We start from the raw sequence: 21,610 nt of genomic DNA, 5'->3' as shown, positions 1-21,610 counted from the left end.
TAAAATTTTTCAATCAATAACTACGATAAGTCTATCGGTAAACCGTATTATTTGAGTAATGACTAAGAGTATTACATAAATGGACTAAGAAAACAATACTTTTACCAAAATCAACTTTAATCCTATCGAGTATTAGTAGATTAACCCTTTAAATAACTGGGATTCCATTGCAACCAGTAGTTTTCCAAAGCTTTAGCAATTATATCAGCCAGTTTACCGAACAAGGCATAGATTACAATACTTAAAACTACAACATCAGTTTGCATGAATTCTCTAGCATTTGTTGCCATATAGCCAATGCCGGAGTCAGCAGCAATTGTTTCTGCGACAATCAGTGTTAACCACATAATCCCTAAAGAAAACCGCACACCAACTAAAATTGAAGACATTGCCCCTGGGAGAATAATTCGCCAGAATAAACCCCAAGTATTTAAACCGTATATCTTACCCATTTCAATCAATCCGTGATCAACACTACGAATACCATGAAAAGTATTTAAATAAATGGGAAACATTACACCCAAAGATACTAGGAATAATCTCGCCTCATCACCAATTCCAAACCATAAAATCACCAATGGAATTAATGCTAAGTTGGGAATATTCCGCAGCATTTGCATAGATGTATCTAGTAACTTTTCTGCAATAGGAGAAATACCATTAAGTAAACCTAAACTAAATCCAATACTTCCTCCAAGTAAAAATCCAGATACTGCTCTTAGAGAGCTAATACCAATATTTTTGGGAAGTTCACCGCTTTGAGTTAATTTAATAGCAGCAGTAATAACTGCTAAAGGTGCGGGTAATATTCTGGTGGGAATAACACCAATAGAAGACAAAAACTGCCACAATAGAATTATTGTAATTGGCACAAGCCAAGGTATAAATGATTGAAAATAAGGATTTTTTATCAACTTCAAAGAAAACTTATTTTTTTTAGTTCCATACTTTGAGGAAAAATCAGTAGCAGGAGAGGAAACTTTCATAATAATTTATTAAGTGATGAGGAAAATAATTATGGCGGGATTTAACCGCCGTGGTAAAAATCAGAATAACTACAGGTTATTTTTTACTAATTCTTTGGGGTGTAATAGCTGCATATTGTTGAGAACTTAAAACTGATTCTTTAATGGCAATTTGTTTAGGAATAACACCTTCTTTATAAAACAAATCTGCAATGCGTTGTTGTTCAGCAACAAGAGATGAGTTAATTGGGCGGATACGGAATGTACGTCTCCGAACTACCACAGCTAAAAGTGCAGGATCAAGTTTTAGTTCAGGTGCAAGAATTTTTACAACTTCATCAGGATTAGATTCTGCCCATTCTCCTAATTTATCTACCTCCTCTAAAACTATCCGCACAACTTCTGGATTTTCCACAGCAAAACTCCGTCTAGCCATATAAAATCCGCCTTGAGTGGCAATTCTGGAAGCATTTCTTAAAACACGAGCATTAGCATTTTTTTGGACAAATGCAACAAATGGGTCCCAAGCAACCCAAGCATCAATTTTCTTTTGAATAAAAGCATCACGGGCTTCTGCTGGAGTTAAACTAACTGCTTGGATATCGCTATATTTCAAACCAGCTTCAGCTAATGCTCTTAGGAGTAAATAATGTGATGCTGATCCTTTTTGAAAAACAACTTTTTTCCCTTTAAGATCCTTAACTGTCTTAATAGGAGAATCTTTTTGAACAACAATAGCACTACCTTCACCACTACTAGGTTTACGTCCAGCAATATAAGCTAATTGAGCGCCAGCAGCTTGAGCAAAAATCGGTGGAGTTTCTCCCACAGAACCAATATCAACTTTGTTTGCATTCATGGCTTCCATTAGTTGTGGTCCAGCAGGAAACGGAGACCATTCTACCTTGATACCTAAAGGTTCAAGACGCTTATCTACCACTCCTTTGATTTTGACAATATCACCAGATGTTTGATAAGCAAGTCGGACTACTTTTGTTTTAATTCCTGCTTTATTAGTTGTATTTTGGGCTTCGACTATATTACTAGCAATTGGAACAGAAAGGAAAACCAAAGCTAATGCTGAATATTGAATAATTTTCTGTAAAACTGTGCGTCGTGGTAAGTTAAAGTTCATAATTATGTCTCCTCACTTAATTTGAATTCAAATTGTTTTATTCCAGAACCTAAAATGGGCGACTACCCGCTAAACTAATCCGTTTTAAAACTCGACGTTGATTAGGATCAAAAGCTTGGCGATAATGTAAAGTAGATTGATTATCCCAGTAGACAATATCGCCGACAGACCATTGATGTTGATAATAAAATTGAGGTTGATGCAGATGATTTCTCAACTGTTCAATTAATTCCTTACCTTCTTGGGGTTCTAAACCGACAACTTCAACTTCTGTGGTGTAATCTAAATACAAAATCTTCTTACCACTCTCCGGATGTGTTCTCACCAACGGGTGGGGAAAGACAGGACTAATGAGAGGAATATTCTTATTCTCACGATATTTTTGGCGAGGTTCTCCTGGCTTATTTAAAAATGGATTATAAGTAATCAACCGCAAATCTGCAATTCGTTGTTTGGTTGATTCATCCAAAGTTTCATAAGCCAAATTGAGATTTAACCATGCAGTATCCCCACCCTCAGATGGCACTTCTAAAGCATAAAGTAGAGAACCACTAGAAGGATAGGGTGTCCATTTATGATCAGAATGAAACGCTAATTCACCTGTACCTGTGTAACCACCATCAACATTAGAAACGGGAATTATAACTGGTGTTACTCCTGGTTGAGAAGCGAGAACTGGAACATTATCTGGTGGCACAAATAATGAACCAAAATTAAAGCTAAAGTTTAAAAATTCCTCATCATTAAGATGTTGATTTTTAAAAATGAGAATATGATAATCTCTAAGTGCTTGTTTTAATTCTAAAATAACTTCAGGTAGAACTTTTTTACTAGCATCTAGTTCATTAATAACTGCTCCTAATGGTGCATTAAGAGGAGTAATTTGGAAATTAGTTAAAGTAAGTGTCGGCATGGTTAAAAATCAAATTCATTCAAGTTTCATAGTTTTGTCAAAAATCAACTTAAGTTTTACTTCTTTTTACTTTCTTCCAAAAATAAAGAGAAATAAAACTATTATAAATTTCTATTTCTTAGCAAGCACTTCCTTCGGAGTAAATGCAGCATATTGTTGGGGTGTTAAAAACCCATCTCTAACATTTACTTTTTTAGGTATAAGCCCCAAGCTATACCACTTATCTGCAACTTCTTGTTGTTTTTTGATCACTTTTTCATTAATTGGTACTAATGCAAAATCATATTTGTCGTGCATTTTCTGCAAAGTTGGGGCATCAAGCTGAGTTGTAGCAGCTAGTAACTGAGCAATTTCTTTACGGTTATTTTTAGACCAATTTTGTGCTTTTTGTAATTCTTCAAAAAAGATTTTAATTACTTGAGGATTTTCTTGATAGAATTTACGATTGGTAGAATAAAAGTTATTAGTATCTCTTAAACCATTACCACCATCTAATAAAACGCGACCCACTTTATTTTGTACATTTCTGGTGACAAATGGCTCCCAAATAAACCAAGCATCTACTTTACCTTGGCTAAAGGCGGCGTTAGCATCTGGAGGTGCTAAAAAAACTGAAGTTACATCAGCGAGTTTTAAACCTTCTTTTTCTGCGGCTCTAACTGTGAGGTAATGTCCAATAGATGCTTTTTGGAAAGCAACTTTTTTGCCTTTCAAATCCTTGAACCTTTTAACAGGTGAATTGGGGGGAACTAGAAGTGAAACTGCTCTACCATCAGAGGAGTTAGCTGCTAAATATACGAGAGGAACTCCGGCTGCTTGAGAGAAAACTGGAGGTGATTCGGCTGTAGACGCAATATCAAGTCCATTTGCATTTAAAGCTTCTAACTGTTGTGGTCCAGCAGCAAATTCAGGCCATTCAACTTTATATCCTAAAGCTCCTAATCGTTTTTCTAAAGTGCCTTTTTTCTCTAAAACTGCTAAGGCTGTAAGTTGTTTAGAACGAACAATTCGGACTACTTTTTTGTCATTACTGGCAATTAGTTTACTATTTGTGTTAGTTGTACTGCCAGTAGATGAAATTGCTTGCTGTTGAGCGCTATTTTGAGGTGTATTCCAAATAAATACTGTGGCAGATAAGAGTAAGCTGGAGCTAAAAGCGGATAAAGCAGAACGACGAGTGATCCGTTTGTTTTTCCATGATTTCAATTTAGTTTCCCAATTCAGCATGATTGAATTCCCATTTTTTGTGAACATTTTCTAGTTTTGTTAAATATTTAAGAAAGTGAGGTAGAAAAAATAATCTACCTCAACACGGCATGAGAAAAAGTCATAATTTTTGCTCCAAATAGTTTCTAGTAATGGCATTTAGGCAGACACAGAACTCAATAAATAAGAAAATGAAGATCCAGATATCAATTCTGTTTGTGATGATTCTTGTTTACCCATAACTCTATCTAAAATTCTTTCTACGAGCTTCGCAAACTTTGCATCTCCTCTAGCCCGTGGACGGGGCAGATCAATTTTCACATTCAGACTAATTTGACCATTTTCAATCAAAATTACTCTGTCTGCTAATACCACAGCTTCTTCCACATCATGGGTAATTAATAGTGATGTAAATCCTTGTTCTTGCCACAAACGTTCTAATAATTGCTGCATTTCAATTCTAGTTAAAGCATCCAACGCTCCCAATGGTTCATCTAGTAGTAATAAAGAAGGTTTACTGGCCAAGGCTCTGGCTAAAGCTACCCGTTGTCTTTGTCCACCAGAAAGGACGGAAGGCCATTCATGAGCGCGGTCTTCTAATCCTACTTCACGCAGCACTTGTAAAGCTGTTTGTTTGGCATAAACTTTGGAATTACTACCTATTAAGCCTAACTCTACATTTGCCAATACTCGTTGCCAAGGTAACAAACGAGCATCTTGAAACATCATGCGGATAGCGGGATTAATGGGTTTATCAGAATATTTGCCATTTAACAAAACATCACCGCCACTGGGAGCATCTAACCCAGCAACTAGACGCAACATTGTACTTTTACCGCAGCCACTGCGACCAACAATAGCCACAAATTCTCCTGGTTGAATTTCTAAATCAATTCCTTGTAAAACAGTTTTATTTCCAAAGGACTTTCTTAGTCCTTCAAGATTTAATTGCATTCCTTTTACTTGATTAGTCATGATCAAAACCTCTTAGTTGTGGATGTTTGATTGGTTATTTGGAGTAAATCTGTCAAATAAAAATAGACAATGCTTGTGTAGGATTTTTCTGAGCCGAAATCATGAGAAAATTTATATATTTATTTTCCGGCTTGAGGAAATTTTAAGATTGACAGAAATTATTCGCTTTTATTTACCTGAATCTTTCTGGACAGAAGGTTTTAGTAAACAAGCATCTGGCATGACTACCAATATGCTTGTTTTGCCAATCTGTTTTTCCCAGGTATAATCTACTGTAAATTGGTCGGAATACAGTAGCTTTAATTTAGTGTGGCATAACTAGATAAAAAATGCAAGTATCTTTGAGAAGAATTTTATGAAAAATATCCATAAAAAAAATCCCCACTTGTTTATGAGGATTTATTTCACAGAAAATTTGGCAATTAATATATTAATTGCTGACATCAAACAATAAGAAAAATTTATTTTTGACTATTAGTTAACAAATTCTTGTGATTTATATTCTTGTTAAAAAACTTAATTATTGTAATTTAAAACCCAAATTATTTAGAATTTCCTTTAATCTATGCCGACCAGATAAAGATTCAGCCGATGCTACCCTTTTACTAGAATGTTCCGACCAATCACCAGGAATATTCATGTGTTGTGAATTGTAGAATTTCTCCATGATTTGGTTATATTCTGATATGCCTTGCTCTTGTTGGGCAAGTTGATATGTTTCTCGATGTAACACCACTGATTGAGATAAACGTGGTTTAATTGCCACCTTGACAATGGGATCAGCATAGCCCACACACAAACCAAAAACAGCAACTACATGAGGAGGTAAATTCAATATCTGCGCTACCTCTTCTGGTTTATTTCGCAATGCACCGATATACACAGTTCCCAACCCGATAGATTCTGCTGCGACTACCGCATTTTGTGCTGCTAATGCGGCATCTATAGCTGCCATTAAAAACATTTCCAAATAATCTAAACCTTCATGAGGTAGTCCGCGATTTTCGGCAATGTTTGTGAGTCTAGCTAAATCTGCTAACCACACTAAAAATAAAGGAGATTGGCGAATATGTGCTTGATTATTAGTTAGTTTTGATAATTCTTCTTTGCGATTTACATCTTCAACTGCTACTACACTCCAGGTTTGGAGATTGGAGGAAGTAGAAGCAGATTGAGCAGCAGCGATCAAAACTTCTAAAGTTCCTGGGGGTAAAGCATCAGGTAAATAAGCACGAATTGAACGATGGGATAACAGAGTTGCTAAGGTGTCACTCCAGGGAATATCTGGATTGAAGTTATTATGACCATAGCGATGATTAAGTAATTCGGTTGGGTTAGTCATAACTTACAGAAAAAAATTATTAAACTGTCTGAATCAGGATGTCCAGAATTAAAGGATTAACAGGATGAAACTGTCTGAATCAGGATGTCCAGGATTAAAGGATTAACAGGATGAAAATGTCAGAATCAGAATGTCCAGGATTAAAGGATTAACAGGATTAAAGACTTTTAATAAATACGAAATCCTGCAAATCTTCAAATCCTGATTTATGCGTTAAAATCTGAAGGTGGTACGTAGCCAACCAACTACACTACCAGGATTGGTAGTATCGGAATTTGGTGCTGTTACCCAAATAAATCCAGGTGTAACTTCAATATTGTCAGTGAGTTTATATTGATACCATCCCTCAACGTGCAGAGAGGTATCTTTGTCGGCTTGACCCTTACCCGCTCCCAAATCTACATTTTTACTCAGTCCAGTTAGTGTTGGTGCTTGACCCACAAAAATAGCCCCTAAACTACCTTTTTTCCCTAAATCGGGAGATGTGAGTCCTACTCCCCAGTTCCAAACTTGACCATCTCCTTGTCCCAAATAACGATGGGCTGAATAACCAATAAAACTATTGATTGCTAGTCGGGGATTAAGTTTATATAATGCCCCAAGTCCATAAAGATTTCCTACTGTTCCTTTATCAACAATGCCCCTAGCTGCGTTGGCTGGGTTAGTTGAAATAGTGCTGTTTGCTAGGTTACTTCCAGCCGCAGGACCAAAGTTTGTTCCACCTTGACCTAAAGTACCCGCTGGACTATAGGTGTTAGCATAACTTAAACCTAGTCGGAAATTCTTTTTGGGGCTAAAGTATGTTACCTGTCCAAATGCTACATATTTACCTGTAAGTAAGCCATTATTAGGTGCGGGATTATCACCATTAGGCGCACTGTATGATGCCCCTAATTGCCACTGTTTACTTAGGTCGTGAAGTATGGCAATTCCAGGGCCTGTATCTCCATAGTTATAGACCATATTCCGCCGGGAAAATCGAGAAATCCCGTTAGAAGCTGACCCTTCAAATGGGTTTGTTGGACCACTTAAACCAATCTCGTTTGCTCCATCAGATTGGGCAAAAATGTTAAATTGGGTCTTTTTACCAACTGGAAACCGATAACGGATACCACCAACAGAAATCTGATTTGCGCCAAAACTAGGACTGGCATTATCGGCAGTTCTACTGTCAAATGTACCAAATATTCCGCCAGTGGGATTATTTGTGCTAAGTCCTGTTCCAGTTCCTCTAGGATTAGGTACTCCACCTAATGAGTTAATATTTCCACCGGAAAGTGTTAATCGTAGTTGATCTTTACCAGTAAAACTACTACTTAATATTAAGCGAGTCCGCTGGGAAAATGTAATGGTGCTGGGTGCGGGTTGTTTGGTAACGACGTTATTCCCGGCTAAAACTCCACCAACTACAAACTGCACTTCACCTTGTAGCTTAGTTGTTGTTGAAAATTGATTACCTTCTAATTCTGTGGTTCGTGCTTCTATTGTCTGTAATCTTCCGCGTAATACAGTAAGTTCGGTATTAAATTCTTCAGTTAGTCGTTGTATGCTTTCCAAATCTGCTTTTAGAGCTAAATCAGATGTAGATGCGGCAATAAGTTTATTGACTTGATCTAAACAAGCATTTAACCCTGCGGCAAATTCATAGCGAGTTAAGGCTCGATTACCACGATATTTAGTATCAGAACCCACTAAGCAATCATAACGTTCTATAAGAGATTTTAAGGACTCATAAGCCCAGTCAGAGGGTTGGACATCTGAAAGCTGGGATACAGATGTAACTTGTGATTCATCTGATAAAGAGGAAGGTTCTTTTTGGGCAATTATTTGAGTAATTTTGTTAAAGTCAGGAGTATTGATGTTGACTGGTGATAAAGTCTCTTTGTTTGTTGTTTCATTTTCTCCTCTTATTTCACTAGCAGAAGTTTTTGTACTAGCTGCTAAGACTAATAGGAATACAGACATGGGCAAAGTCAGCAATAAATTACAAGCAGTTTTTTTCATTTTGATAACCTCACACACACAAAATTTAAGGCAGTCCGAAATCATCAATAATTTCGGACTTACCATAGGAAAGATCAAGGAACTTCTCAGATAGAAATTTTCGGTAATAGGTCTACTGAGACTGATTTTGTATTCTTACTGACACGAAAGCCTATAGTAGCAACTAAATTACCCTATGTTATATAATCCGGTAATTTGGTCAAGTTACTGTAGTTAATCTGTTATAGATAGCAGTATTTCACAAAAAATCTAGAATTTGAGTATTGGTGGATACATTTTTGATAATTTTAAATTAATTGTTACAAAGGGTTGTATATCTAAAATTTGTATGATAGTATGCTTTTTCAGGTATTAACTCCGTTAAATCAGTAGATTTAGTGTAGTTTGATGAAATAGTGATATTTTTAGTTTTTGTAGCAAAATAGAATCAGGAGAATCATTAAAACATTATGAAATACAACCAACTTGGTGCAAGCGACCTCAATGTTTCAGAAATTTGCTTGGGAACTATGACCTATGGGCATCAAAATACTATTGAGGATGCACATGAGCAGCTTGACTATGCTGTTACCCAAGGGATAAATTTCCTAGATGCGGCAGAAATGTATCCGGTCCCTCCTCGTGGTGAAACCCAAGGGAAAACTGAGGCTTATATTGGTGAATGGTTGAAGAAACAACAACGAGATAAATTAATTGTAGCTACTAAGATTGCTGGTCCGGGTCGTCCTTTTTCTTGGTTGAGGGGTGGAAATAATAAAGTTGACCGTGATAATATTACACAGGCAGTAAATGATAGTTTGCAGAGATTACAAACTGATTATGTAGATTTGTATCAAATTCATTGGCCTGATCGTTATGTTCCTACATTTGGACAGACAAGTTATAATCCCGAATTAGAAAGAGAATCTGTGCCTATTGCGGAACAGTTACAAGCTTTTGCTGATGTGATTAAAGCTGGGAAGATTCGCTATTTGGGTTTAAGTAATGAAACGCCTTGGGGGGTGAGCGAGTTTGTTCGCATTGCTAATGATTTGGGATTACCTAAAGTTGTGACAACTCAAAATGCTTACAATTTATTAAATCGTAATTTTGAATCAGGTTTAGCTGAGGTTTACCGTTATACAGATGTGGGTTTATTGGCTTATAGTCCCTTGGGTTTTGGGTTTTTGACTGGTAAGTATATCGAAAATCAACAATTAGAAAATACGAGAATAACTCTATTTTCAGGTTTTGGACAACGGTATTTAAAACCCAATGTCCAAGAAGCGGTGAAGGCTTATGTGGAGATTGCTAAGAAGTATAATCTGTCACCTGCTCAATTAGCGATCGCATTTGTCAAAAGTCGTTGGTTTGTGAAAAGCACAATTATTGGCGCAACAACTTTGGCACAATTGCAGGAAAATATAGATAGTGTAAATGTGGTTTTAGATCAAGAGATTTTCGCAGAAATAGATGCAATTCATACTCGTTATCCTAATCCAGCACCTTAACCAGATTTTGTAAAAAATACAAAGCGAGATTCTCACCTCACTTAATAAGTAGCTTGACACAATTAAATATAAAACCTCTCCCTAACCCTCTCCTACAAGGAGAGGGAAAAGGAATAAATCTTGATACTGGAGAGACTTTGACTCCCCCTTCCCTGGTAGGGAAGGGGGGTGGGGGGTTAGGTTTGTATTATATTTTTTAACGCCCACTTACTTATTAATGATAGTGAGAGTTACTTTATGAAAAAAAATGTTATTATCTGATTCTGTTACTATTACTGATGTAGAAGCAGCGCAAAAACGGCTTTTGGGTATTGCCCATCAAACACCAGTAATTACTTCTAATACTTTCAATAAACTGACTAAAAGCCAAGTATTTTTTAAATGCGAAAATTTTCAACGGACAGGAGCATTTAAGTTTCGTGGCGCTTATAATGCCTTAGTTCAATTATCAGTAAAGCAGAAAATAAAAGGGGTGATTACCTATTCTTCAGGAAATCATGGACAAGCGATCGCTCTTGCTGGCAAATTACTCAATATTCCCACAGTTGTAGTTATGCCTGATAATGCACCCGCAGTCAAACAAACTGCTACTCGCGGTTATGGTGTAGAAGTCATTTTGTACAGCCCTGACACAACTAACCGGGAAAGATTAACCAAAAGTCTCGCAGCAGAACACGAATTAACTTTAATTCCCCCCTATGATCATCCTCATGTAATTGCTGGACAAGGTACAACTGCATTAGAACTAATTCAGGAAGTTGGACAACTAGACTACTTATTAGTATGTTGTGGTGGTGGTGGATTAATTTCTGGTTGTGCAGTTACGACAAAAGCAGTTTTACCTAATTGTCAAATAATCGGTGTAGAACCGGAATTAGCCGATGATGCTACTCGTTCCTTTTATACCAAAACCCTGCAAACTGTCCACAATCCCCAGACCATTGCTGATGGTGTCAGAACTCCCAGTTTAGGTAAAATCACCTTTCCCCTTGTCCTAGAATACGTAGATGATATGGTGACTGTATCGGAAGCAGGTATAATTCGCACCATGTTTTTTATTTGGGAACGCTTAAAAATCGTTGTTGAACCCACTGGAGTTATAGCCGCAACAGCATTATTAGAAGGTGTAGTTAAAGCGCCGGGTGCGAGAATTGGCGTAATTATCAGTGGTGGAAATGTAGACTTATTGCAAGTTAGTCAATTGAAACAACTTAATCATCTTTTGCATTACTAGATAAATAATTATCTAACTACTTGATTTTCCCCAAATTGATATGGTAGTCTGTGTTTATATTTAATCTACGGTTTTTTGATAGACATACCGTATTTTTATGTTATAGTGATGAAAGACACTGTTGAGAATCTGAATTTTTAGCAATCGGGAATCTTCTTTTATGCCAAAAGATTGGTTAGAATGGCACGATCTTTACAACACTGAACCCAAATTACAGCAACGGGTAGAAATCGTGCAGGAATATATTGTAAGCACTACCATATCCCATTGGGATCAATTATTAGAAACTGCTCGACAAAATACCCCCGCTCGTCGAGTTAAAAGACCAGGACAAGCACCTTCTACTGCTCCTATTCCTAGTAGTTTAGATAAACTTTCGACCGATGAAAAACCACCAGTATTATTATATCGTGATAGTAACTCTTGGTGTCCTTTTTGTGAACGAGTTTGGTTTGCCTTAGAAGAAAAACAAATTCCCTTTGAAACAGAATTTATTGATCTGAGTAATAAACCGAAATGGTACACAGATTTAGTCCCAACAACCCTTGTCCCCGCAGCAAATATTGAAGGCAAATTCGTTTATGAATCTAAAGACATTCTTTTAGAATTAGAAGAACACTTTGGAGAAACGTTGTTACCTGAAAATCCAGAAGAAAATGCGATCGCTAGAGAATGGGTTGAAGATGCAGAAACTAATGGTTTTCGGGATCTTGCCTATAAATTCTTGAGAGAACCTCCAGAAGATGCCAAAGAACTAGCAAATTTAGAAGCAGAATTTGAAGCTAAATTAGATGAAATTGAAAAAACTTTAGGTAGATATCCAAAACCCTATTTTTTATCAACATTTAGTCTGGTAGACATTATGTATAGTCCCCATTTAGATAGATTGGCGGCTAATTTACCAGTATATAGAGGATATCACATCAAAGGAAATCTTCGTTTTCCTCTCATCAATGTTTGGTTTGCAGCACTTAAAAAACGTCCTGCTTACAACAGAGTTAAATCAGACAATATTACTAATAATTTACTTTTACGGCGCAGATTTGGCGTAGAACCTATTGGTAATCCCTCACCTTTAGACTTAGCTGATGCTGAATTTATTGAATATCGGGCAGAAGCGGCAGAAAGATTGAGTGATAATCGAGAAACTGCTATTGGTGATATTTTGAAAAATTCTGGAGTGCAATCTTTAGCCGCAGATGGTGATATTTCCACAGTCAAAGAAGCCGTTGATTTTCATTTGAGATTATTAGCTGATTATCTCATTAATGGTAATGGTAAACTATTACCAGGAGGAAGAACTGGAGGTAAAGAAAGTATAGATCCCATTATCGCGGCTACAGGGGCTATTACACTGGCTTATGTGAGAAATAGGATTTGTGCGCCACGAGATATGAGTGCTGGTGCTGCAACTGCATTACGAGCCGCAGCAGATAAGGTTTTGGCATCTATTTATTGATTCCATTTCATCCAAAGAGGAATTAAAATGACTGATTTTAAAAAGGTTAATGATGATTTGAGTATCGCTGGACAAATTTCTGCTGAGGAATTAAGAAAATTAGCAATTGAGGGTTTTAAATCAGTTTTGAATTTACGTGATCCTGATGAAAATGGTTTTTTCCATGATGAAAAGCAAGAAGCACAAATTGTAGGATTGGAATATACAAACATTCCTTTAAATTCTCAAGCACCAAATCAAGAATTAACAGCAGAAGCAATTCTAGAAATTGATCATTTACCCAAACCAATTTTAATTCACTGTGCTGGTGGTGCAAGAGCCGGAGGAATAGCCTTAATTGCAGAAGCAATTCAATCAGGTTTTACTTATGAACAAATTGCTCAAAAAGCTAATGAATTGAGCATTAATTTAGAACAGCCACATCTCAAGCAATTTCTCGTAGAAAATTTTGCAGTTAAGCAAATTTAGGTTTTCTGTGATTATTTTGTTTGTAAATTTATCAAAGGTACAATTTTTTATGAGTTTAGAACTAAATCTATCAGGTAAAACAGCAATTGTTACAGGTGGTAGTGCAGGAATTGGGTTAGCTACAGCTAAAGCTTTATATAGTGAAGGTGTGAATGTAGTTATTGCTGCTCGCAATCAAGAAAAACTTTATAAAGCAGTAGTTGATATTCAATTTTTACCTAATGCAGAGGCTAAAGTTATTGGTGTTAGTGCTGACTTAACCAAAGCAGAAGATGTTGAGAAGCTTGTCTCTACAACAATTGAACAATTTGGTAAAGTTGACATTTTGATTAATAATGCTGGTTCAGCCCGTGCGGGTTCGTTTTTAGAATTGAGTGATGAAGCATTTTTAGATGCTTGGAATTTAAAACTTTTGGGTTACATTCGATTAGTTAGAGCCGTTGTACCCTATTTGAAAAATCAAGGTGATGGGCGTATTGTTAACATTATTGGTGGTGCTGGACGCACACCCCGCCCCAACTTCCTACCAGGAGGAACATCCAATGCGGCTCTACTCAACTTTACAAGAGGCATTTCTAAAGAATTAGCCCTAGATAATATTAGAATTAATGCCATTTCTCCTGGTTTAACGGACACAGAAAGAGCGAAAACATTAGCCGTACAAAATGCCCAAAGTTTAGGTATTACGGTAGATGAATATAAAGCCCAAGCAGTGAAATCAATTCCTTTAGGAAAGATCGTTAAACCTGAAGAAATTGCAGCTTTAGCTTTATTTTTAGTTTCTGATTTAGCTGCTTCTATAACTGGTGCAGAAATTCAAGTTGATGGTGGAAGTACACCAGGAGTTTAAGTTATTGAGTAGGTTGGGTTAAGCGACAGCGCAACCCAACATTTTCAAAATTTTGTTGGGTTTCCTTTCGTCAATTAATGTTACAAAAAAGAGGAATTTTCATGACTCAGAAACAATTATTTTCCCAAGATAGCGATGTTGATCAAACCTTATTAGCTGATGTATTAGTAATTGGTGGTGGACCTGCTGGTACTTGGTCAGCGTGGAGTGCTGCTAATGCTGGTGCTAAAGTGGTTTTAGTAGATAAAGGCTATTGTGGTACAAGTGGCTGTGCCGCCGCATCAGGTAACGGTGTATGGTATGTTGCACCAGAACCAGACAGTCGAGAGGCTGCAATGGCTTCTAGAGAGGCTCTAGGAGGATTTTTATCTAGCCGAGATTGGATGCAACGAGTCCTAGATCAAACCTATACGAACGTCAACCAACTAGCTGATTGGGGTTATCCTTTCCCTACAGATGAAGAAGGTAAACCATATCGGCGCAGTCTGCAAGGGCCAGAATATATGCGTTTGATGCGGCAACAAATAAAACGGGCAGGGGTGAAAATTTTAGATCACAGTCCGGCTTTGCAGTTGTTGGTAGATGCAGAAGGTGCTGTAGCTGGAGCGACGGGGGTTAACCGTCAGACTGGTGAAAAGTGGGTTGTGCGAGCGCATTCAGTGATCATTGCTACCGGAGGCTGTGCTTTCTTGAGTAAAGCCTTGGGTTGCAATGTGCTAACAGGTGATGGATATCTCATGGCAGCCGAAGCGGGTGCAGATATGTCGGGAATGGAGTTTTCCAACGCCTATGGTATCGCACCTGCTTTTTCTTCTGTCACCAAAACCTTATTCTATAATTGGGCAACTTTCACCTACGAAGATGGGACACCTATCCCCGGCGCTGGTTCACAAAAAGGGCGTTCTGTGATTGCCGAAACTTTGATAACTCAACCAGTTTATTGCATCATAGACAAAGCCTCGGAAGAAATGCAGGTAACAATGCGTTTGTCTCAACCCAATTTCTTCCTACCCTTTGATCGTGCAGGTATTAATCCCTTTACTCAACGCTTCCCTGTAACTCTGCGCTTAGAGGGGACTGTCAGGGGTACAGGTGGCATTAGAATTACCGATTATACTTGTGCTACTTCAGTACGTGGACTCTATGCTGCTGGTGATGCAGCCACAAGGGAATTAATTTGTGGTGGTTTTACTGGTGGTGGTAGTCATAATGCCGCTTGGGCGCTATCTTCAGGGTATTGGGCAGGACAGTCTGCGGCTACATACTCCCACAATTTAGGTGTGCAAGCCAACCAAAGACCAGTTCAATCTGTAGGTACTGTAGGATTTATTTCTGGTAGTGAAAAACAAATTCACAGTGAAGACATCATCAAAGCCACTCAAGCGGAAGTTTTTCCATACAATCGCAATTATTTCCGTAATGAACAAACTTTAACGGAATCATTGCAAAGATTACATTCTCTGTGGGATGAAATTCGCAATAGCCAAGTTGCAGATAATAGTAATATTCTCCGCACAAGGGAATCTGCGGGAATGGTAGCAACAGCTAGATGGATGTATAGCAGTGCCTTGGAACGCAGAGAAACAAGAGGTATGCACAGACATTTAGATTATCCAGAACAGGATACTAATCAACAACATCATTTAATTAGTGGTGGTTTGGATCAAGTTTGGGTGAAAGCTACACCTATCCAGGATACAAAAACGCAAGAACTGGTAACTGTTTAATTGTAGGTTGGGTTGACGCAAGGAAACCCAACATTATCAAAACTTTTGCTATGTTTCAACATGATCATAACTAAATTAGTTTTTGCAACATTTCTTTACAATGTGTCCCAAATTGCAGGTATTCCGGCTGTACCCCTATAACCTAAGTTCACAATCTCTTCAAAAGATATCAGCAGGGTCTGCCGATTGAACTTTACGTATTGCGATCGCTCCCGATATAGCACACATCAAAATTGTTAAAATTCCAACAGTTGAGGCTCGGCTAAAAGTCATATAAATTGGCAGCAGAGTAGCATTGTGTGTCATATCATACAATCCCAGGCTCAATGCAAAACCAGGAATATACCCTAGAATTGATAGGATGATAGCTTCTTGAAACACAATACCGTACAAGAATGAACTTTTATATCCCATCGCTTTGAGGGTGGCATATTCTGCCAAGTGTTCTGATACATTTGAATATAGAATTTGATAAACAATTACGGCTCCAACCATGAATCCCATAATAGTACCTACCGTAAAAATAAATCCAATAGGTGTACTACTTCTCCAATAATCTTTTTCTAGCTGAATAAATTCTTGTTTTGATAAAAATCTAACATCTTGAGGTAATTCTTTTTTCATAATTTGGACTAAATTTTCAGCATTCACACCTGGTTTTAATCGAATTATTCCGATATCAATAAGTCCTTTTTGGCGTTTATTGCTAAATATACGTAGGAAATTTAAATCACTAGTAATTAAAGTACCATTTGCTGCAAAAGATGTTCCTAGCTCAAATAAAGCTCCTACAGTAATTTGCCGATTATTTACTTCTGTAGAAATTGTTGTTCTTTTCTCAAATTCACTAGCTATTAGCCCAAATTCTGGTCGAGAATTTCGATCAAATAAAACAACGTCTGGAATCTTGATTCTGTCTGCGTTTTCCTGTACTTCTGGTAAGTCTAAAACATCTTCATCAGGATTAATTCCTATAATGAAAATTTGACGACTAGTATAGTTCTGCGGATTAGTCCAAAAACCAAAATCTAGATATAAAGAATTTACTGATTCCACACCATCAAAACTTTGTGCTTGGTATAAACGTCTTTGGGAAAAAGTTTTTAAGGTATTCAATGCAACGCTTGTAGAGTTAATTAAAAAAATGTCACTCTTCAACTTGGTATGTACACGTATATTACTATCATATAGACCATCGCTAAACCCTAATTGCATAAACATCAGAATTACAGCAAAAGCAATACCTGCTAACGCAATTAATAACCGAGTTCTTTTATGAGTCAGTTGTAGCCAAGCTATAATAAATGGAAACTTCATAGTGAGTAACCTGTATTAAGGTTTAATTACTACATTAACTTCTAAATTAGTCATTCCGGCAACAAGTTTACTGTCTGTTAAACGGATTTTGACTTCGACCACTCTAGCATCAATCTTGGCTGCTGGATCAGTATTTAAAACATCCTTTTTTCCAACTTTTAAACCAACTTGTTCAACTATACCAATAATATTTTTAGAGAAAGCACTGCTATAAATAATGGCTGTTTGAGAAACTTTTACTCTACTTACATCTGTTTCATAAACTTCTGCAACGACATACATTTGTTGAGTATTACCAATTTCCAGAATGCCCTGATTAGAAATTGCTTCTCCTGAATGAGCAAGAATTTTTAGAATCTTACCAGACTGAGGGGCACGAATTATTGTTCGTTCTAAGCGAGCGATCGCTAACTTCAGATTACTATTTGCCGATTCTACTTGAATTTTACTTTCTGATAGCTGTAAACTAGCTTTTGCTGACCGAACTTGTGCATATGCATTGAGGAGAGCGTTACTTCGTCCTTGTTCTAATTTAGCGAGCGTAGCTTGAGCATTATTTAGTTCATTTTGTTTATTACTAACTGCTAATACTTTTTCATCCAAAGATTGTTGGGAAATAGCACCTTGCATTTGCAAATAAGAAAAGCGTTCTAAGTCTTTTTGTTTAACTTGTAGATCTACCGCTATTCCTCGGATTGTTGCTTTTTGAGCTTTAACTTCTGACATCTGAGGCATTTTTATCTGCTCAACTCGAGATTCTGCTTCTTCAATTTGAGCTTTACCAAATATACTCTCAGCTTTCAAACGATTACGAGCTTCTTCCAACTGAGTAGCCGCAATATTTTTCTCTGCTAACCTTTCTCGATAACTATCTAAATAGGCTAAGACATCACCTACTTTGACCTGCTGATTTTCTTGGACTAACAACTTATCAATGCGTTCTTGAAGACTACCTCCAATTGTAATTACTTCTCCTTTAGGTTCCACACGACCTAGTGCTGTAACTGACCTAGCCTGATTTTTTTGACTTTTAATCTTTGCCATCTGTAGTTGAGAATCAGATGCTTGGGTGTGTGAAAATTGGTAAATTTTTATAAGACCAATTCCTAAAATAGAAATGAACACCATCTGAATTAGCCTTCTAGCTGAAGGCTTAAAAAGTAAATCTAGATTCAACTTTACAACCTCACTAATTTAACTGATATTTTTAGCAACACTATGGGGTACAGCCTAGTGTGTTAATTTTGATGAAATTTCTCCGTTTTTCGTTCATGCAAATTTTGTGTCCATGTGAACGCAGAGTCCATGTAAAATAGGCTTTTGCCCCAAATAGATACCAGGGATTTTGCATGAATTTTTACCCTCTTAGAAGGCACAGAATTAACACACTAGGTACAGCCGGGATACCTGCAATTTGGGACACATTGTAAAGAAATGTTGCAAAACTAATTTAGTAATTTACTAACTTGCCCAAAAATGGTATAGGGATATTCTTTTTTTGAACACTAAAATCAACTCTTCAGGCTATTCAGTCTCCCATAAATGACCCTTTTTGGGGATGTTTTCATAGCAGAGGACACGCTCGATCCGGCATTTGAACAACGTAAAATCAAGGGTTTCAAACGTTAGTTTTACATAACTTTACAACGTGTCCCAAATTGCAGGTATCCCGGCTATACCCCTAGTTCGGACTGTGACGCTGTCGCCGCATTGACGACCAGGAAGCCAAATCTACTTCTCCCCGCATATCCGCACACGCTGCAATAAGGCGGGCGATATCACTGTCAGTGTGGCTGGCGTTGAGTGTCAGCCGCACCAGCGAACGGTTCTTGGGGGTCGCCGGGTGACAGAACACCGCCCCGAAAATGCCGCGCCGCTGCAGGGCGTTACGCAGCACCATCGTCTGCGGTTCGGAGCCGGCTTCTAGGGCGATGATCTGCTCGGTGCCGTCGGAGACGTTGTACCCGAGCGTGGTTAGTTCGTCACGCACGTGGCGGGCTATCTTGTGTAACCGCTCACGTCGGTTATCTGCGGATGCAATAAACGTCAAAGCTGCATCGAACCACGCAATCTCGTGGGCTAGTAGCCCTGATCTGAAGATAGCGGACCGCGACTTGACCCTGAAGAACCCCTTGAATTCCGTGGAGCAGGAGACGAACCCTGCCCTGCCAGCGAACGTCTTGGCCAGTGAGGCAGTGCGGAAGTGAACCCGCTCCGCCAAGCCCATCTCGCAAACCATGCCAGCACCCGCCGGACCGTGTGTTCCCAGAGAGTGCGACTCGTCCACGATCAAGATGCACCCAGTCTCCTCAGCCAGTTGGGCGAAGGTGGTAAGCGGGGCGGTGCTGCCGTCAGTGCTATAAACCGCGTCCACCGCGATAATGCCTGGTCCGTGCCGATTGATTTGGGTTCGGGCGTGTGCGGCGTTGTTGTGCGCGAAACGTACGGCTTTCGCGCCGGCCGACTGAGCGCCCTCCCAAAGTGAGGCGTGGGCAGCCATGTCTAAGTAGACAGGTACCTCAGCGTCGGCCAGCGTCTGAATCAGTCCGACGTTTGCAGCCCACCCGGACTGGCACAATACGCCGTCCTCGGCTGACATGAATTGTGCCAAGCGGCGCTCGAAGTCCTGATGGGCTGAGTCCTCGTACAGAAAGACAGCGGACATCAGCAACTCTTGACTGCATTCACTCAAGCACCGGGCCTGTTCACGCCGCAGCGACTGCACGGACAGAAGGTCGAGGTAGTCATTACTCATCAGCAACAGGGCATCGGCGGAGGGGGTGGCACCATGTAGCAGGTGGTCACCACCCCAGAGATGTTGGACGTGATCGATGTAGTGCGAGTCCAACCGCCGCTGCGCGAACGCGGGGAGGCAGCGTTCCGCACGCTTGCGAGAGTCACCAGCAGATTGGGTCATCTATAACACCTATATAATTGATTGATTGATCTTTGTCATCGTTTAGGAATCGCACTCTGGTATTCCCTGTTTTGATAGTATTGTAAACCCTGTTTAAACAGGGTTTAAGATCTGACTTTTCCCGTTAAGTCGTGAAACTCCCAATTAACAAGGGTTTTAGACCATAGCCTAATTCTCAACAAGCGACGTTTAATGAGAATAATCAACGAGAAAATAGGACTTTGGGGAGGGGGTTATAGTGGGCGATCGCTCAATTAGAAAGATAACGGGAAAAGTCAGGTTTAAGATAGGCGATCGCAATTTAATTTCTCTTTTCAATCTGTTTCTAGATTGTGATTTGATACTTTTGGGTTAAACAGAAAGCAATATTTTTTTCGTAATCTTGATAAAGATAGTGTTGATTTAAAATCAAGAATCTCACAGTTCACCAGAAAAAGCAACAAAAATATCAAAAGCAGAACATCCACACTCTTTCCTTACTATTTGCAGTTGGACTGAGTTTAACTTTTGTTATTTCCGCTTGCTCTCCCAACACAAGGGACAATACTGGGACAAATCAGACAGCACAAACAACTGAAACTACTAATTCAAGTCCAAACTCTAACAGTATAGTCGTTCGTATTGGCTATCAAAAAGCTGCAACTGTCCTCTACGCATTAAAAGCCAAAGGAGAATTAGAAAAAGTTTTAAAAGCCTCTGGTGCTTCTGTCAGTTGGACTGAATTTCCCGCAGGTTCACCCATGTTAGAAGCTTTAAATGCGGGAAGTATTGACTTTGGTTACACAGGAGAAGCACCCCCTGTATTTGCTCAATCAGGAGGTACACCGTTTGTTTATGTTGCTTATGATCCCTTGAGTACCAAAGCAGAAGCGATTATTGTTCGTCAAGATTCACCTATTAAAAGTGTGGCTGATCTCAAAGGTAAAAAAGTCGCTTTTGCCAAAGGCTCTAATACTAACTATTTAGTAGTAAAAGCATTGGAAAAAGCAGGATTACAATATAAAGATATCGAACCTATGGGTCTTAAACCAGCAGATGCTCGCGCTGCTTTTGAAAGTAAAAAGGTTGATGCTTGGGCTATTTGGGACCCTTACTTAGCGGCAGCAGAGAAAGCAATAAGTGTACGCACCTTAACAGATGCAACTGGATTAGCACCTAATCGTGGTTATTATCTGGCTGCTAAATCTTTTGCTGATAGCAATTTGGATACTCTGAAAACGGTTATTGATGAAGTCAAGAAAGTAAGCGACTGGACAAAAAATAATCCACCTGAAGTTGCTAAGTTACTATCACCTATATTAGGTATAGATGCGGCTGTTTTAGAAATAGCCGAAAAGCGGCGTGAGTATGGTGTATTACCCCTAACAGATGAAATAATTAGGAAACAACAAGAAGTTGCTGATGCTTTCTATAAGATCAAATTGATTCCTAAAGAAGTCAAGGTTAAGGAAATAGTTTGGCAAAATAATAAATAATCTGGTAATTGGTAATAGAAAAATTACTAATTATCAATTATTCCGGTTCTACCGTTCCCCTTATGATCAAACATCCTTTTAATATATCCAAAACCATTGGTGTACATGGGTTTAATCTAAATTAATAAGCGAT

The 21,610-nt window shown here is 38.5% G+C and carries 17 protein-coding genes; 7 read left to right on the top strand and 10 right to left on the bottom strand.

The features are described 5' to 3' along the window. Positions 1 to 140 precede the first annotated feature (140 nt). From ssuC to AN490_RS17880, 7 genes are all read right to left on the bottom strand, one after another. Positions 141 to 986 (bottom strand): aliphatic sulfonate ABC transporter permease SsuC, encoded by an 846-nt coding sequence (gene ssuC, locus AN490_RS17910; protein ID WP_300006213.1) that lies wholly within the window; start codon positions 984 to 986, stop codon positions 141 to 143. Positions 987 to 1,062: 76 nt separating this feature from the next. Further along, on the bottom strand, positions 1,063 to 2,100 hold the full coding sequence (locus tag AN490_RS17905) for a sulfonate ABC transporter substrate-binding protein (protein WP_300006211.1): 1,038 nt from the start codon (positions 2,098 to 2,100) through the stop codon (positions 1,063 to 1,065). A 49-nt stretch (positions 2,101 to 2,149) separates the two neighbouring features. Then, complete coding sequence (locus tag AN490_RS17900) at positions 2,150 to 3,013, bottom strand: TauD/TfdA family dioxygenase (RefSeq protein ID WP_300006209.1); 864 nt, start codon at positions 3,011 to 3,013, stop codon at positions 2,150 to 2,152. Between the two features lie 111 nt (positions 3,014 to 3,124). Then, positions 3,125 to 4,240, bottom strand: a complete 1,116-nt coding sequence (locus AN490_RS17895; RefSeq protein ID WP_300006207.1) for an aliphatic sulfonate ABC transporter substrate-binding protein — start codon at positions 4,238 to 4,240, stop codon at positions 3,125 to 3,127. 138 nt (positions 4,241 to 4,378) lie between these two features. Further along, positions 4,379 to 5,194, bottom strand: a complete 816-nt coding sequence (locus AN490_RS17890; RefSeq protein WP_300006205.1) for an ATP-binding cassette domain-containing protein — start codon at positions 5,192 to 5,194, stop codon at positions 4,379 to 4,381. 520 nt (positions 5,195 to 5,714) lie between these two features. After that, positions 5,715 to 6,536, bottom strand: a complete 822-nt coding sequence (locus AN490_RS17885; protein ID WP_300006203.1) for an NADPH-dependent oxidoreductase — start codon at positions 6,534 to 6,536, stop codon at positions 5,715 to 5,717. A gap of 213 nt (positions 6,537 to 6,749) precedes the next feature. Beyond that, on the bottom strand, positions 6,750 to 8,540 hold the full coding sequence (locus tag AN490_RS17880) for an iron uptake porin (RefSeq protein WP_300006201.1): 1,791 nt from the start codon (positions 8,538 to 8,540) through the stop codon (positions 6,750 to 6,752). A 449-nt stretch (positions 8,541 to 8,989) separates the two neighbouring features. Between AN490_RS17880 and AN490_RS17875 the strand changes: the two genes are divergently transcribed. The 6 genes from AN490_RS17875 to AN490_RS17850 all read left to right on the top strand — a co-directional run bounded on the left by AN490_RS17875 (position 8,990) and on the right by AN490_RS17850 (position 15,768). Further along, the gene (locus tag AN490_RS17875) at positions 8,990 to 10,030 is read left to right on the top strand and encodes an NADP(H)-dependent aldo-keto reductase (protein ID WP_300006199.1); all 1,041 of its coding nucleotides are present in this window, start codon (positions 8,990 to 8,992) and stop codon (positions 10,028 to 10,030) included. 247 nt (positions 10,031 to 10,277) lie between these two features. Beyond that, positions 10,278 to 11,264 carry a threo-3-hydroxy-L-aspartate ammonia-lyase gene (locus AN490_RS17870; RefSeq protein WP_300006197.1) on the top strand — a complete coding sequence of 329 codons (987 nt, stop codon included), beginning with the start codon at positions 10,278 to 10,280 and terminating at the stop codon, positions 11,262 to 11,264. A gap of 160 nt (positions 11,265 to 11,424) precedes the next feature. After that, the gene (locus tag AN490_RS17865) at positions 11,425 to 12,723 is read left to right on the top strand and encodes a glutathione S-transferase family protein (RefSeq protein WP_300006195.1); all 1,299 of its coding nucleotides are present in this window, start codon (positions 11,425 to 11,427) and stop codon (positions 12,721 to 12,723) included. A gap of 27 nt (positions 12,724 to 12,750) precedes the next feature. Beyond that, entirely contained in the window at positions 12,751 to 13,191 is a 441-nt protein-coding gene (locus AN490_RS17860) for a sulfur transferase domain-containing protein (RefSeq protein WP_300006193.1), read from the top strand. A 49-nt stretch (positions 13,192 to 13,240) separates the two neighbouring features. Continuing rightward, positions 13,241 to 14,041, top strand: a complete 801-nt coding sequence (locus AN490_RS17855) for an SDR family oxidoreductase (RefSeq protein WP_300006191.1) — start codon at positions 13,241 to 13,243, stop codon at positions 14,039 to 14,041. Positions 14,042 to 14,142: 101 nt separating this feature from the next. Next, on the top strand, positions 14,143 to 15,768 hold the full coding sequence (locus tag AN490_RS17850) for an FAD-binding protein (protein WP_300006189.1): 1,626 nt from the start codon (positions 14,143 to 14,145) through the stop codon (positions 15,766 to 15,768). 159 nt (positions 15,769 to 15,927) lie between these two features. Here the strand turns inward: AN490_RS17850 and devC are convergent, their stop codons facing one another. From devC to cqsA, 3 genes are all read right to left on the bottom strand, one after another. Then, positions 15,928 to 17,085 (bottom strand): ABC transporter permease DevC, encoded by a 1,158-nt coding sequence (gene devC, locus AN490_RS17845; RefSeq protein ID WP_300006187.1) that lies wholly within the window; start codon positions 17,083 to 17,085, stop codon positions 15,928 to 15,930. Positions 17,086 to 17,100: 15 nt separating this feature from the next. Beyond that, on the bottom strand, positions 17,101 to 18,213 hold the full coding sequence (locus AN490_RS17840) for an ABC exporter membrane fusion protein (RefSeq protein WP_300006185.1): 1,113 nt from the start codon (positions 18,211 to 18,213) through the stop codon (positions 17,101 to 17,103). 553 nt (positions 18,214 to 18,766) lie between these two features. Further along, positions 18,767 to 20,002: an alpha-hydroxyketone-type quorum-sensing autoinducer synthase gene (cqsA, locus tag AN490_RS17835; protein WP_300006183.1), complete on the bottom strand. Its 1,236-nt coding sequence runs from the start codon at positions 20,000 to 20,002 to the stop codon at positions 18,767 to 18,769. 407 nt (positions 20,003 to 20,409) lie between these two features. Between cqsA and AN490_RS17830 the strand changes: the two genes are divergently transcribed. Next, positions 20,410 to 21,477, top strand: coding sequence for a sulfonate ABC transporter substrate-binding protein (locus AN490_RS17830; RefSeq protein ID WP_300006281.1), 1,068 nt, complete (start codon positions 20,410 to 20,412; stop codon positions 21,475 to 21,477). Positions 21,478 to 21,610 lie beyond the last annotated feature (133 nt).

This window comes from Anabaena sp. AL09, assembly GCF_001672255.1.
Taxonomy (GTDB): domain Bacteria; phylum Cyanobacteriota; class Cyanobacteriia; order Cyanobacteriales; family Nostocaceae; genus Dolichospermum; species Dolichospermum lemmermannii.
Note: the sequence above shows the minus strand (reverse complement) of the source record. Positions and strands in the feature narration are given on the sequence as shown.